Raw genomic sequence first — 13,348 nt, 5'->3', positions numbered from 1 at the left:
GTGTCGCGCGCAATTCGTGGTCGAACGCATTGGCCTGTTGCGTCGGCTCCGCCGTGGGCCGGGCCGGAACGCTATTTCAATGCTCCAGCGAGGAAGCCGAGGAGCTCGAGATCGGCATGGCTGGGTTCACCTCCTATGCCGAGACGGTTTCGGTCTACGGCACCGAAAGCGCGTTTATCGACGGTGACGACACACCCTGGTCCAAGGCCTGGCTGGCGGCTGCCTATGCCTCGCGCGGGATCAAGATGCGCTGCACGTCAGGCGCGGCCGCCGAATTGCTGATGGGATTTCACGAATCGAAATCGCTGCTTTATCTCGAAGCGCGCTGCCTGTGCCTGCAACGCGGCATGGGATCGCAGGGCACGCAAAACGGCGGGATCGACGGCGCGCCGCTGGCTGCATCGATGCCCGGCGGCGTGCGCGAGATCATGGCCGAGAACCTCATCGCGGTCTGGCTCGATCTGGAATGTGCCTCAGGCAATGATGCGCGCCATTCGGAATCGGATATGCGCGTGGCGGCCAAGGTGCTGCCCTACTTGATTGGCGGCTCCGACCTGATTTGCTCGGGCTTCGGCTCGATCTTGAAGTATGACAACTCGTTCAATCCCTCGTCGTTCAACGGCGAAGAGCTTGAGGAATTCCTTGTCCTGCAACGGGATTTCGAAGCCGATGGCGGGCTGACCTCGGTTGAGGATGCCCGCGCGCTCGACCTGCGCCGCCGCGCCATCGATGCGCTTTCGCATGTGCTCAAGGATCTAGGGCTGGCCGAGGCGACAGAGGTGATGAAACGCTCGGTCGCCGTGGCCTCGGGGTCTAATGAAACCGACACGTTTGCAACCCGCGACGTGGGGCTGATCAGCAACAAGATCAGCGCAGACGGGGTTACGGTTCTCGATGTCATCCGGTCGCTGCATCGCGGCGGGTTCCGGGCCGAGGCGGAAAACCTGCTCTTTCTGGTCAAGCTGCGGGTGTCTGGTGACTATCTTCAAACCTCCGCCGTGGTGCGTGATGGCTGTGTGATCAGCGCAATCAACGATCCCAATGACTATAGCGGCCCCGGCACGGGTTATCGGCTGTCCGAAGCGCGCCGCAAAGAACTCGCTGCCATCCGTGACGTTCTTGATCGCGACGAGGTTTTGCGTGCCGAAGCGGCGAGTGAGATGGGTGAAGCCAAAGCAATCCGCTATCAGACCATGGGCACAGCCGATCTCGGTACTGAGCGCAAGGAAATCGTTGTCGGTGTCAGCCCCGGCTTTGGTTCAAAGATCTTCCGAACCTTGGCGAGCCATCGACTGAGCGCCGTGCTGCGCGCCCTGCAAGCCGGGATCGAGCGCGGCGGCGGCACCCTGCGCCTTGTCCGCTTCTGGCACACGGCGGACACGTCCTTTCTGGGCCTGAGCGCGGCGCGGCTGTCCGGGTCGGGCTTGGGCATTGGCCTCCAGTCGAAAGGCACCGCGGTCATTCACCAGAAAGACCGGCTGCCCCATAACAATCTCGAGCTGTTCTCAAACGCCCCGGTCACCACGCTTGAGCACTATGAAAACATGGGATTCAACGCGACGGTCTATTCCAGGGGCAAGCTGCCAGAACCCGTTGTCGTGCCAACCAATGGCGAAGCTCTGGGCGCGCGATTCCATGCCCGCGTGGCGCTGATCTATGCGATCGAAACAGACATGACGGAAGACGGTGCTACGCCCGAGGACCTGACAATAACGTTTCTGGAGGACAGCTGATGGCTGACACACCGCTCACCGCCAGCGATTACCCCATCGCCGAAACCCAGCCTGATGAGGTGATAGGAAATCGCGGCAAGGCTCTATCTTCGCTGACAATGGAGGCCGTGCTAAGCGGCGACATCAGTATGGAAGACTTACGTATCACACCTCGGGCCTTGGAACAGCAGGCCCAGATTTCCGAGTCAGTAGGCCGCTCCACGCTCGCCAGAAACTTTGAGCGCGCAGCAGAGATGGCACAGATTCCACAGGACGAAGTCATGGCTATTTACGAGTTGCTACGCCCCGGCCGGGCCGCTTCAAAAGACAGCCTTCTAGATGTGGCGCAAAAGTTGAGAGACGAACTGAATGCGCCCCTGTTGGCGGATTTTATTGCGGAAGCCTCGCGTTTCTACGAAATGAGAGGTCTTTTCCAAAAGCGTTATTAAGGTGCTGTCAGACAAATGAGAACTCGCATCGGATTGCTGTCGCAGCCTGAATCTATGCGCTCAATAGTTGACGCCATTCAGCCAGAGCAGCGGCACGGTTAAGCTTGAAATTGGTGCGTGAATAGAAATGTACAGCCGAATGAATTTACAACGCTAACACTAAAGGCCCGTGGTCCGAGACGCGGGGCCCTATGATTGGGGGGGCCACTGGCGCCGATTGCAGCTGAACCGTAACGATTTGGTACAGTAACCCCTGCCGGTGATCCGTGCTCCTCGGTCCTTGGATCGTGGTACCGCTGGGTGTACCAAAACAAGGCACTTGCGTTGTGCTCGTGGATTGCTAACATGCTGTTATTGCAATGATTGCACTCGGACCAAGGTCTTTGGTAAGGCATCGAACCCCTCTTCTGGGCACCATTTTACCAAGATCCGTGGACCAAGTACCTGATTTGCAAGGAACACGGACCGTGGCCCACGGATTTTGCTGCAAGACACTGCAACAATAGGGCTCTGCCTCTTAGCTCAGTAGCTCCTCGTCAAATCCCATGTCTGACAGTAACTCTGGTCCACTTTCGGTGATCAGTATTTGCTGTTCCAACTTGACGCCTTCTGGGTCACCGGGGGCTCCGGCATAACTTTCGACGCAGATGACCATGCCCGGCTCAAGAATGCCGTCATGCCCCTTTGCACGTATTTTGTCAGAGTGGATCAGCAATGGGAACTCGTTGCACAATCCGCTGCCGTGCGCGATGGCGGGTTGTTCGAACGCCTTGTATTTTTCGGGCATCCGGTAGGCCAGATCAGCCAGTTCAAAAAAACTGCGTCCGGGCATGAAAAGCTGCCAATTTTGCAACACTTGCTCGTGCGCTAATGCGTACAGGCGGCGTTGCTCGCCCCGGGGTTTCTTGTCGCCCACCGTCCAGCTGCGGGATAAATCCGCGCCATAGCCGTGCGGCCCGATAAGATCGGTATCAACACAGATCATGTCGCCTTCTTCGACAACACGTTCGCTGGCCTCTTGATACCACGGGTTGGTGCGCGGCCCAGAATTCAGCAGCCGCGTCTCGATCCATTCGCCGCCAAGTTCGATGTTGGTTTGGTGCAGGATCGACCAGATGGCGTTTTCTGTCATGCCCGGTTTCGTCGCCGCAATCATCCGGCGCACACCCTCCTGACAAACATCAATGGATTGGCGCACCGCGTCGATTTCTTGGGGTGTTTTGATCAGCCGTGCCATATGTGCAACCTCAAAGCCGTCGACAATTTCAATGTTGGCTGCTTCCAAAAGATGGGTCCCAGTCGGGTCCATCTTGTCGATTGCCAACCTGCGGTTGCCGCCACCATGGGTCTTCATCAAATCCACGATCTCGGCGCACCAAGATTGCGCGAATTCCATCAGGCGCGGTCCGGCAGCAAAGTGATACCATGCCTGCGCAATGCGTACCTCGTCCACCGCCGCACGGCCATCGGCCATGAATTCGCAACCGCTGAATTCAAACAGTATCACTGGACCTTCGACGGCCACGAAAGCATAGCGGCAGGGGTTATGCAGGGAATAGACCTGCATGTTTGTGGTGCCGGTGGCATATCGGATGTTAACGGGATCATAAAACAGCCCCGCCGCGCAATCGTACTCCAGCAACTTTGCTTTCAACCGCGCGACGCGCCCCAGATCAAGCCTACGGTGCCAATCGGCGTCTTGCCCCAACATATCGGCTTGGGGCACCGGCTCGCGTTCAAAACCCCCCATCAGTCTGCCAATCCGTCAGTCTGGCGCGCGTGTTCGGCATCAATATGTTCCTGCATAACGCGTCCGTAGACCTTCATAGTGCTCGCGATGCTGCCAATGAAACCAGGCTGTCGAGCATATCCGAAAATTACGGTGTGACGCGCGCCCTTTTCAATCTGGTTCACCCGGTGCAACGAATAACGCCCTTTGAAGAGTTGCAGATCACCAACTTGAAGGTCGAGGTTTTTGACCAGATCAGGCTTGCCGTCCAACACACCCTTCACGTCCTCAAAATTTTCATTTCCGGGCGCGCGAATACCCGGGCAATACTCAAACATCCCACCCTCGTCTGCGCGGCGTGTCATCAGACTAACGATGAATTCATTGGCATCAAAATGCCATCCCAGCACGTTTCCTTCATCCATCGAATTGATGATCAACCCGCGCATCGGATCGGCGAACTGATAGATTTCTTCCGCTGACAGGCAAGCGGCAATGAATGCAATCAGATAGGGGTTGCCATAGATTTGTTGGATCAAGCCATCCGTCGGGATCAGGTCACGTGTCACGCTGCCACTGGTGGTGCGGTGGGCACGGCGTCGTGGGTGATCTGTCGGAAAGCTATCATCAGGACCGGAACCATAAGGGGTATATTCCTCACTGCTGTGCAGGGCGAGCGGTGAAAGGGCGGTGGTCTCAAACGCGAGTGCGGCATGCGCTTCTGGCCGGATGAACCCGGACAGCCGCGCACAGCCGTCCTTTTCCAGCCCCGCACGTGCCTGTGTGATCTCCTGTTGCAACGCGTCAGAGTCGGGCTGATCCAGCGGATACCGATCTGTGTCGATGATGCTCATGCCATCGCGTGGCATCGTTTCGTTTGCTGCATCTCGGGTGGTGTCCAAGGTCATGTCGTTTTCTCCTTTGCAAAATGTGTGTTGCTTCAGAGAACGTAACGCTTGACTATTGCTTCAAACAATTTCCAAATACTCAGCGAAAACTTGAAAAGGATTCAATTATATCGCGCTACCTCTCTCTGCGACATTTTGAGATGCTCGTCTCAGTCGCGCGCTGTGCATCAATGGCCGATGCTGCGCGGTCGCTGCTCATTACACCGTCTGCATTGACTCACCGCATTCGCGAGGCGGAAAGACGGTTGGGTATGCAGCTATATGAAAAGCAAGGGCGCAACCTGCGTCCAACTTTGGCGGGACGCATTCTGACCCAGACCGCAGAGCGTATTTTAGAGGACATCCAGCAATCTGAGCGTGTCGCGATTTCTTCTGCCGAAGGTGTTCGCCATGTGGTCCGGCTGTCGGTCGCGGTCTATGCTGCTTTCCACTGGTTGCCAAATTTCCTACCGTGGTTTCGCGATACACATCCAGGCATCGAGATTGAGATAGAAACGCAGGGCGCTCAAAGCCCGTTTGATGCGCTCACCAAGGGGCGGATCGATCTGGTGATCTCGCCTGACTCAGTATTGCCGGGACAGTTGGATGCGGTTGACCTCTTCGAAGATGAACTGGTTGCAGTTGTGCCGTTAGGCCATGCGCTCGCAAAAAGGAAATATGTCAATGGCAACGACTTTCTGAACGATCCGTTTTTGACATACTCACTTGTACGACAGCCCGGTTACGAGACCGATCGCATCTGGACACCGGAAAATGTGCTGCCTCCACGCGAAGAAAACATTGGCTCTGTTGAAGCAATCTGCGAGCTTGTGAAAGCGGGCTTTGGTATCTCCATCTTGAGCCATTGGGCTATCCATCCGCAGTTTCAATCAGGCAAGCTGGTTCCAGTTCGCGCCACGCCAGACGGGTTAGGGATCACTTGGCGTGCCATAACTAAATCAGGTTTAGGAAGCGATGCGCCGAAAGCCATTTTGTCCAAAGCCTTAGCGGACTGGTTTCACAACAACCCGCCCTACGGCATTCGTGCCTAGGCCGTGAACCCAAGGAGTTTAGACTGTGTAAGTGGAAACCTGCATGAGACTGACAAATCAGCCTCGTGATGTTTGCGACTGACACACCACGGCGTCTTTCGGCCCTTAGCGGCCCTTGGTGGGCCGCGCAGCTAAGGTCGGGTCTGAGCCCAAGGTTACCGATGCTGCAAGGTGCGCTTACGTCCGCTTTGAGAGCGGAACGTAAGGCGCAGGCCTTGCTGATTGGGTCGCAAAACTGGCGTAGGTTGCGCACGGTATTTGTGCATGCAAACCCCATTTGGACAAGCATCAGAATACAGTTTGACGCCGCTAGCTTGGCTCACTCCTATTTCACCACATCAATCTTGCTACGGTTAAGTGAAATCGCGATGGCTGCGATCAGCAACAGGCCCAAGGCAACCTGACTCCAGGATGGTGGCACACCGGCGATTGTTAGTCCGTTTCGAACAATCGTAAGAGTCAGCGCACCGATAATTGTCTTGATGACGCTACCGTACCCGCCGGTAAGGGGCGTCCCTCCAAGTGCGACTGCGGCGATGGCGTCGAGCTCCATCATCATTCCCGCCTGCGGTGTGGCCGCTCCGGCGCGGGCCAGGTTGATGCAGGCCGCGAGGCCCACCATCAACCCGGCGGCTGCAAACACTTTAATTTTGAAGGTCGTGACATTGATCCCCACGAGGCGCAGCACTTTCTCGTTGCCGCCGACGGCGCGCAATTGCTGACCAAACACGGTTTTCTCGTAGAACGCCCACATAAGAAGCGAAACGATTGCCGCAAGGATGAAGATTGCCGGGAACTTACCCATCGAAAGCAGCCAAGGTGCCGCCACCGAAGAAATATTGCCCCCGGAAGCCCCGCTATCCGACGTGATATAGATCGATGTCCCATCAGACATGATGATGACCAGCGCGCGGACGATGATGAGCATGGCCAGCGTCGTGACAAAGGACGGGATCTTGAGAAGCGAGATGATACAGCCGTTGACCATGCCGACAAACCCGCCGGCAAGGACACCGAGGATTAGGCCGGCATCACCAAACCAAAGCATCCCAAGAGCCCCTAAGAAGGCCGAAAAGGCCAAGCTTGAGCCGATGGAGATATCAATCGACCCGGTCGTGACAATCATCAATTGCGCAAAGGCAAGCAGCAACAAAACCGGTGTTTGCTGGGCAATGAATGTCCAGTTACGTACGGACATAAAACGGTCGCCCGAGATGGCCCAAAACATCAAGATCACCAATGCGATGGCGATGAAGGGCACATAGTCTCGCAGTTTCTCAACCCTCTCAGGATGCATGAATGGTTTGGCTGTTGTTGTGGTATCTGACATGGTGTTTCTCCTCATTCGCCCAGTGTGATGGCTTTGACGAGCCGGTCTGAAGTGATTTCGTCACGTTTGAATTCACGCGATGTGACGCCGTGGTGGGTGACAATGATCCGATCGGCTAAGCGCCGCACTTGATCAAGGTTGTGACTGATCAGAATAAATGATGTGCCGTGTTGATCGCGGACATCCTCGATCAATCGCTCCACTTCGCCGGTTTCATTGGGGCCCAAGGCCGCGGTTGGTTCATCAAGAATGACAATGTCGCTGCCCCAGGCGATGGCGCGGCCGATGGCGATGCTTTGCTGCTGCCCACCCGACATCGATGAAATCGGCTGAGACAGGTCTTGAACTGTTGTGACGTTGAGTTGCTTCAGTACCTCGCGCGTCTTCGCACGCATCTTTTTTTCGTCAACGAACAGCCCCCACTTTCGGGGAATACGGCCAAGAAACAGATTGTAGGGGGCAGTCATATTGGGAACCAGCGCAAGGTCCTGATAGACGACTTCGATCCCGCTGGCCTGCATATGAGACACGCTATGATCTGCTCGTGAAACCTCGACCCCTTTGATGCAGATGCGTCCGCTATCTGGCACGTGGGCACCGGACACAATCTTGGCCAGAGTCGACTTGCCGGCTCCGTTTCCGCCGACAATCGCAACAACCTCGCCGCGTTTAAGGTCAAATGACCCATCCCGCATGGCCTGCACACCACCAAAGGATTTCGTCACGTGTTCCACCGTCAAAAGTGGTGCTGTGTCTGATCCATCCATTTCCATTCTCCCTGTCACCCAGTATCGCTGGTGACTTTGTCCTGAGTTTCTCGCGCCGGCCCCAAATAGGCCTGTGAAAACACGTCAAGAAACGTGCCTTTGAGCACGGTGTCTTCGGTCAAACCGCTGAGTTCGATGTCGACCGAGCGGTACACGCTCGGAAGGACCGCCCTTTCCACTTGGCGTTTGATTGCGTTCAAAAACGGCTCACCCAGCAAGGCATATTCGTCGCCAATGACGATTAGATCCGGGTTCGCGAAATTGATGCAGTTGGTGATGCCCTGAGCCAGATAGCGCGCGACCTTGTTTACTTCTTCGGTCGCAACCGGGTCGTGATCTGCATAGGCATCCACCACGTCCGAGAATGTGGCATCTTTGGTCAGGCGAGCCGTCGCCCGTTCGTGAATGGCTCGCAGAAGTGCAATTCGAGAGGCAAATATTTCAAGACAACCGGTATTTCCACATTTGCATTGTGGGCCATCAACCTTGATTGACATATGGCCCATTTCGCCCGCCAGACCGAGCGCTCCTCGGTAAACTTCACCGCCGACAACAAGGGCCGAGCCGATGCCCTGACCGGCAGAGACATAGAGCAGGACTTTCGCCCCGCTGGTACGCGCGGTGTGCCGCCATTCGGTGAGTGCTGCAGCCTTTGCGTCGTGGGTGGAATGCAATGGTATGTTAGGGAAACGCGACCGAAGCTCTGGAATCAGATCAAAACCTTGCCACTCGGGGCTTTCGGTAATCAGAATGACACGTTCATCGCGCTCAAGAAATGGTCCGGGTACCGCGATACCGATACCATCAATCTGCTTGAAACCTGAGATCCGCCGCTCCATCGTCTGCGCAATATCGGAGAATGTCGCGGCAGCGGGTTGCCCCCTTGGAATCGGAAATTCTTCCGGCTCGACGGGTTCTCCACGCAGATTAAAGCCGGCGATTGAGAAGCTGCGTCTTTGCAGTCGCAAGCACAGGATATGCCGCCCGCTTGCGGAAAAATCGAGATTGATCGACCGCCTGCCGCGCCCCCCTTTGACAAGGCCCACCTCTTCTACAATTCCGTCGTCCACTAGAGGGCCAATGGCGCGTGTAACTGTCGCTTGGTCAAGTCCTGACATCACGCTGATGTCCTTGCGCGAACATGTCCCGAGGTCGTGAAGTGCTTTCAGTATGACCTGTCGATTGTGGCCCTGTACGCCTTCAATCGACAATCCTTTTTGTGTCGCCCTCATTGTCCGCACCCTCCAAGTAGCTGATATTTCCAGCATACTGCGAGTTGCTTGCAAGTTACAATGAATTGATGGCCGGGATCAGTCATCTGCGCGCTCGTAGAACAGAATGTCTTCGACCTGTCGTTCGTTTCTGATGGTCTGGGCGTTTGGCATATCAGTGCGATCGATCTTTTCAAGCGCCTCACTTTGCGACCGCCCGCTTTTCTGGTGCCGGTTTAAAAGTCTTTGGCGAAGGACCTCATCCGGTGCGTCGACAAAGATGCGCAGGTCAAGCGCGTCGCCTGCCGCGCGCCAGGGCTCTGCTTGCGAAAGCACGTAATTTCCTTCGGTGACATATGCGATCTCAGTCCCGGAAATGCTGGTACCTTCGGGAATGGGATCATGCCTTTGGCGGGAATAAACCGGCCACCAGAAGGGAGTTCTGTCCTTCAAGCGCTGGACAGCTGCGACAAAGGCGTCTGCATCAAACGTTTCGATGCGACCCTTCGCGTCGCGCAGGCCCTGCGCTTCCAGTTGTGCATTGGTCAGGTGAAATCCGTCCATGGGACAGAAGCATGCTTTTGTCCCGACGGCGTTCAGATCGGTAATAAGCCGTTCTGCCAGTGTGGATTTACCTGTCGCAGGTGGTCCCGCGATACCGATCAGAAAAGGCGGGTCCGCGCTTTCGATCCGAGCGGAAATAATCTGCATCAAGGCCGCGTATGTGCGAATGGACTCAGACACGCATCCAGCTCCGAGTGCCGGTAAATTCGCAGGACTTCGCGGCGATCCGGTTGGCGCTGTTCAAGGCCTCAACAAATTTGCCAGTTTGGGCATAGGCATGGCAAAATGCGCCGTGGAAGATGTCACCAGCGCCAAGCGTATCGACCGCGGCAACCGAAACTGCCGGAATTTCACCCGATGAGCCGCCATCATGCCAAATCACGCCATTTGTCCCGCGTGTAATGGCCCATCGCGATAGCCCGAGATCGTTACACATCTCGGCGAATGCATGGGGTCCTTCGGGAAGGAATACTTCCGAGACGACAGGCACATCGGCAAGCCGAAGAAAATCGGGCGACCATTCTTTCCAGCTTCCCCCATCTAGAATTACCGGACCGTCAAAGGCTCGGATGTCGTCAAAATTCTGTTCGACGAAGGGGTGCTCATATTGATCCAGCTGGATCAGGTTGTAATCACTTGCGAACAGATCACGTCCATCTTTTAAGCGGCTGCAGTCATCCTGCGCACCGTTGACGATCATTCGCGCACCGAGGCTGCGTGTCGAAACAACCGTCGATAGTGGGATATGATAGCTGGGATCATCGCAAATGTCGCGCAGATCGATGCCGTATTTTTTCAAGTCATCGGTCAAAAAGTCCCGAACAAGCCCCTCTGCACCCATAGAAGTTGCCAAGGTCGCATCGCCACCCAGATGCGAGAACACAATAGCGGCGTTCAGCGATGATCCACCCGGTATCAGATCATTTGCCAGCGCCTTGGTCTTCCCGTCCGGGCCGGGAAAATCCTCGACCAGCGCGATGACGTCCAGCACGGACCGACCTATGAAAAGCGCGCGGGTCAAGCCGCGGCAACACGTGGATCAAGCGCGCCCTCTGCATAACGCTTTGCCATGTCGGCCACTGTAATTGGCTTGATTTTGTGCGCTTGTCCGGCGGTTCCAAAACGCTCAAACCGATCACGGACCAGAGTTTCAAGTTCCTCCATCGCTGCCAGAATGAACGCGCGCGGATCAAAGGACTGCGGGTTTTCCTGCGCAAACTGGCGCATTGCCCCCGACATCGCCATCCGACAATCAGTGTCGATATTGACCTTGCGAACGCCATGGCGAATGCCGCGTTCGATTTCTTCAACTGGCACGCCCCATGTTTGTGGCATCTCGCCACCATGGGCATTGATCACGTCCTGCAAGTATTGCGGTACAGAACTGGAACCATGCATCACCAGATGCGTTTCGGGCAGGCGTTTGTGGATCGCCTCGATTTGGGCCATCGACAAGATGTCGCCATCGGGTGCACGGGTGAACTTATAAGCTCCGTGAGACGTCCCACATGCAATCGCCAACGCGTCAACTTTGGTCGCCTTAACAAACGCAGCGGCCTCGTCTGGATCGGTCAAAAGCTGATCGCGGTCCATTTTGCCTTCTGCACCTGATCCGTCTTCTTGGCCGGCTTCGCCTGTCTCCAGAGAGCCGAGCACGCCTAGCTCTCCCTCAATCGACGCGCCTATCCAGTGGGCGATCTGCGCCACGCGTCCCGTTATATCCGCGTTATGCGCATAGTTCGCAGGTGTCTTGCCGTCCTCCATCAGAGAACCATCCATCATCGCCGAGGTGAATCCCGCACCAATAGCACTCACACAGGCCTGTTCATTGTGGCCATGATCCTGATGAAGGCAGATAGGATTGTCCGGGTACATCTCGGCTAGCGCTTCCACGATGCCGACGATCATCCGATCCCCGGCATAAACGTTGCGTACATTCAGGCTGGCTTGCAAGATCACCGGCGCGTCACAAGCACGCGCTGCGTTCATGATCGCCAGACCTTGTTCCATGTTTGAGATGTTGAAAGCAGGCACGCCGTAGCCATGTTCGGCAGCGTGATCAAGCAATTGTCGGAGGGTTATTAAAGGCATGTGTTTGGCTTCACTTTCGGAATTTTAGGTCATGGAATGTCGCGGCGCCTTCTTGAACGAAGAGCCCCCAAGCATCCGTGTTTGAGATATCGTAGACTCTAAACGAGGCGACCACTTGTCCCGCCACGAAACACTCGATGGCAGACCCGTTACGCAGGATCTGCACGCGATAACGTCCATCTTCGGGCGTAAAGGCCAATGGGCGTTCGACCAATGGGCTATCGATTTCTTGGCTGACTTCGATCCCGTGGCGTTCGTTCAGAACCAGACTGTCCCAAAGCGGGTCCATTGCGGCAGGCCAGCGATCAAAAACCACGCGTTCCTTCATCGGCTCGATGGCGAGACTATACCCGCTGTCGAGGTGATCACCGCCCCGCGGTTCGAGCAGGATGCCTACAGCTTCGGTGTTGGCAGTGGGCTCAATTACAACATCGAGCAACACGTCATCACGGTCCGGGCCATCCAGAAACGCGTATGCATAGGTGCCGGTGGCGTCGCACTGCGGGTTTTCGCCGTTGGTCCAGTCACCAAGCATCGGGCGAACCTCGTGTTCGACAGATGTGTCGTAGCTATCATCCACCTCTTGTGGCAGGCGGCTGACCAGCGTTCCGTCAGGCAAAGAGAGCAATTCGCGCGGGCTACCCAGTTCTCCGCCCCAGACCCAGCTACGCTTTGGGCCGTGGTGTTTACGGAATGGAATCCAGGCGAAACTGAAACGGCGATCACCGTCGCTGGCGGATTTCGCGGCATAAAAGCGGCGCCCATCAAGGCTGTCGAGCTTGCGACTTTCCCAAGGGCCGTCGGGCGACTTTGCAACCCGATAAAGCGTTTGCATCCGTTCCGAATAGCGGCTCTCCACCAGATACCACCAATCCCCCAGCTTGAAGATTTCGGGGCATTCCGGGCAATGGGTCAACATTGAAGAGGCCAGCGGAGGACCGACCACCCAGTTTTCCAGATCATGGGACGTGGCAATTGCCACACAGCCACGACGAAACTGCGGGCCTTCTTTCAGGCGCGCCGAAATCAGCATCTTGAAACAACCAGCGTTTTCGTCTCGGTAAACAAATGGATCGCGCCAATCGACGGTCTCGTACCATTGCGGATCAGGCGAGATTAGGGGATTGCCGCCGGATTTGTCCCAAGTTTTCATGTCAGTTGAGGTCGCCTTGCAGATCGTTTGCGGCGAGGCAGACTGGCGATTGTAGCCCGTGTAAAAGAAGTGAAAGACACCGTGGTGCTCAATAACCGAGCCCGTCCAGATGCCATCACCATCGCAATCCCCATGTGCACCGGGGCCGAACGCATCGGGCATAACTTTCCAGTTCACCAGGTCATCGGACTGCAAGTAGGCCGTTGAGACCCGGGCGCGCTCTACATATTCCCATGCGCCGACGGGGGGCTGGGAAAAGAACAGGTGCCATTTTCCATCATGGTAAAAGGGCATGGTATCGCCAGCAGCGGCACCTCTTTCGGGAGCATAGCCGAATAGTCTCATCGCGGACCTCCAAGTATTAGTTGATTGGGTGGTGCTCCCGACCTTTGTGGTCGGGAGC

The 13,348-nt window shown here is 56.1% G+C and carries 12 protein-coding genes; 3 read left to right on the top strand and 9 right to left on the bottom strand.

Annotation, left to right across the window (positions count from 1 at the left end; genetic code table 11):
• Together ABF287_RS11165 and ABF287_RS11160 are read left to right on the top strand one after the other, a co-directional pair.
• On the top strand, nucleotides 1–1,733 hold a 1,733-nt coding region (locus ABF287_RS11165; RefSeq protein WP_347185083.1), incomplete at its 5' end, for a propanediol/glycerol family dehydratase large subunit.
• On the top strand, nucleotides 1,733–2,161 hold the full coding sequence (locus ABF287_RS11160) for a diol dehydratase small subunit (RefSeq protein ID WP_347185082.1): 429 nt from the start codon (nucleotides 1,733–1,735) through the stop codon (nucleotides 2,159–2,161). The genes ABF287_RS11165 and ABF287_RS11160, both read left to right, overlap by 1 nt.
• A 517-nt stretch (nucleotides 2,162–2,678) precedes the next feature.
• Here ABF287_RS11160 and ABF287_RS11155 read toward each other — a convergent pair.
• Nucleotides 2,679–3,911 carry a Xaa-Pro peptidase family protein gene (locus ABF287_RS11155; protein ID WP_347185081.1) on the bottom strand — a complete coding sequence of 411 codons (1,233 nt, stop codon included), beginning with the start codon at nucleotides 3,909–3,911 and terminating at the stop codon, nucleotides 2,679–2,681.
• Entirely contained in the window at nucleotides 3,911–4,798 is an 888-nt protein-coding gene (locus ABF287_RS11150; protein WP_347185080.1) for a hypothetical protein, read from the bottom strand. The genes ABF287_RS11155 and ABF287_RS11150 overlap by 1 nt, the downstream gene beginning before the upstream one ends.
• A 20-nt stretch (nucleotides 4,799–4,818) precedes the next feature.
• Between ABF287_RS11150 and ABF287_RS11145 the strand changes: the two genes are divergently transcribed.
• Nucleotides 4,819–5,829, top strand: a complete 1,011-nt coding sequence (locus ABF287_RS11145) for a LysR family transcriptional regulator (RefSeq protein ID WP_347185079.1) — start codon at nucleotides 4,819–4,821, stop codon at nucleotides 5,827–5,829.
• Nucleotides 5,830–6,154: 325 nt separating this feature from the next.
• Here the strand turns inward: ABF287_RS11145 and ABF287_RS11140 are convergent, their stop codons facing one another.
• From ABF287_RS11140 to ABF287_RS11110, 7 genes are all read right to left on the bottom strand, one after another.
• Nucleotides 6,155–7,159 (bottom strand): ABC transporter permease, encoded by a 1,005-nt coding sequence (locus ABF287_RS11140; RefSeq protein WP_347185078.1) that lies wholly within the window; start codon nucleotides 7,157–7,159, stop codon nucleotides 6,155–6,157.
• 11 nt (nucleotides 7,160–7,170) lie between these two features.
• Complete coding sequence (locus ABF287_RS11135) at nucleotides 7,171–7,926, bottom strand: ATP-binding cassette domain-containing protein (protein ID WP_347185077.1); 756 nt, start codon at nucleotides 7,924–7,926, stop codon at nucleotides 7,171–7,173.
• A 14-nt stretch (nucleotides 7,927–7,940) separates the two neighbouring features.
• Nucleotides 7,941–9,158 (bottom strand): ROK family transcriptional regulator, encoded by a 1,218-nt coding sequence (locus ABF287_RS11130; protein WP_347185084.1) that lies wholly within the window; start codon nucleotides 9,156–9,158, stop codon nucleotides 7,941–7,943.
• Between the two features lie 78 nt (nucleotides 9,159–9,236).
• Complete coding sequence (locus tag ABF287_RS11125) at nucleotides 9,237–9,881, bottom strand: AAA family ATPase (protein ID WP_347185076.1); 645 nt, start codon at nucleotides 9,879–9,881, stop codon at nucleotides 9,237–9,239.
• Complete coding sequence (locus ABF287_RS11120) at nucleotides 9,874–10,722, bottom strand: PfkB family carbohydrate kinase (protein WP_347185075.1); 849 nt, start codon at nucleotides 10,720–10,722, stop codon at nucleotides 9,874–9,876. Before ABF287_RS11120 ends, ABF287_RS11125 begins: the two co-directional genes overlap by 8 nt.
• Entirely contained in the window at nucleotides 10,719–11,792 is a 1,074-nt protein-coding gene (fba, locus tag ABF287_RS11115; protein WP_347185074.1) for a class II fructose-bisphosphate aldolase, read from the bottom strand. Before fba ends, ABF287_RS11120 begins: the two co-directional genes overlap by 4 nt.
• 10 nt (nucleotides 11,793–11,802) lie before the next feature.
• Entirely contained in the window at nucleotides 11,803–13,290 is a 1,488-nt protein-coding gene (locus tag ABF287_RS11110; RefSeq protein ID WP_347185073.1) for a family 43 glycosylhydrolase, read from the bottom strand.
• Nucleotides 13,291–13,348 lie beyond the last annotated feature (58 nt).

Source organism: Pacificibacter sp., from assembly GCF_039769035.1.
GTDB lineage: Bacteria > Pseudomonadota > Alphaproteobacteria > Rhodobacterales > Rhodobacteraceae > Celeribacter.
This window is presented reverse-complemented; position numbering and strand designations above follow the sequence as displayed.

Excerpts from the sequence above, each read along its gene's own strand:
- ABF287_RS11140 (WP_347185078.1), bottom strand. The coding sequence starts at position 7,159 with ATGTCAGATACCACAACAACAGCCAAACCATTCATGCATCCTGAGAGG.
- ABF287_RS11110 (WP_347185073.1), bottom strand. The coding sequence starts at position 13,290 with ATGAGACTATTCGGCTATGCTCCCGAAAGAGGTGCCGCTGCTGGCGAT.
- ABF287_RS11145 (WP_347185079.1), top strand. The coding sequence starts at position 4,819 with ATGTGTGTTGCTTCAGAGAACGTAACGCTTGACTATTGCTTCAAACAA.
- ABF287_RS11150 (WP_347185080.1), bottom strand. The coding sequence starts at position 4,798 with ATGACCTTGGACACCACCCGAGATGCAGCAAACGAAACGATGCCACGC.
- ABF287_RS11135 (WP_347185077.1), bottom strand. The coding sequence starts at position 7,926 with ATGGATGGATCAGACACAGCACCACTTTTGACGGTGGAACACGTGACG.
- fba (WP_347185074.1), bottom strand. The coding sequence starts at position 11,792 with ATGCCTTTAATAACCCTCCGACAATTGCTTGATCACGCTGCCGAACAT.
- ABF287_RS11160 (WP_347185082.1), top strand. The coding sequence starts at position 1,733 with ATGGCTGACACACCGCTCACCGCCAGCGATTACCCCATCGCCGAAACC.
- ABF287_RS11130 (WP_347185084.1), bottom strand. The coding sequence starts at position 9,158 with ATGAGGGCGACACAAAAAGGATTGTCGATTGAAGGCGTACAGGGCCAC.
- ABF287_RS11155 (WP_347185081.1), bottom strand. The coding sequence starts at position 3,911 with ATGGGGGGTTTTGAACGCGAGCCGGTGCCCCAAGCCGATATGTTGGGG.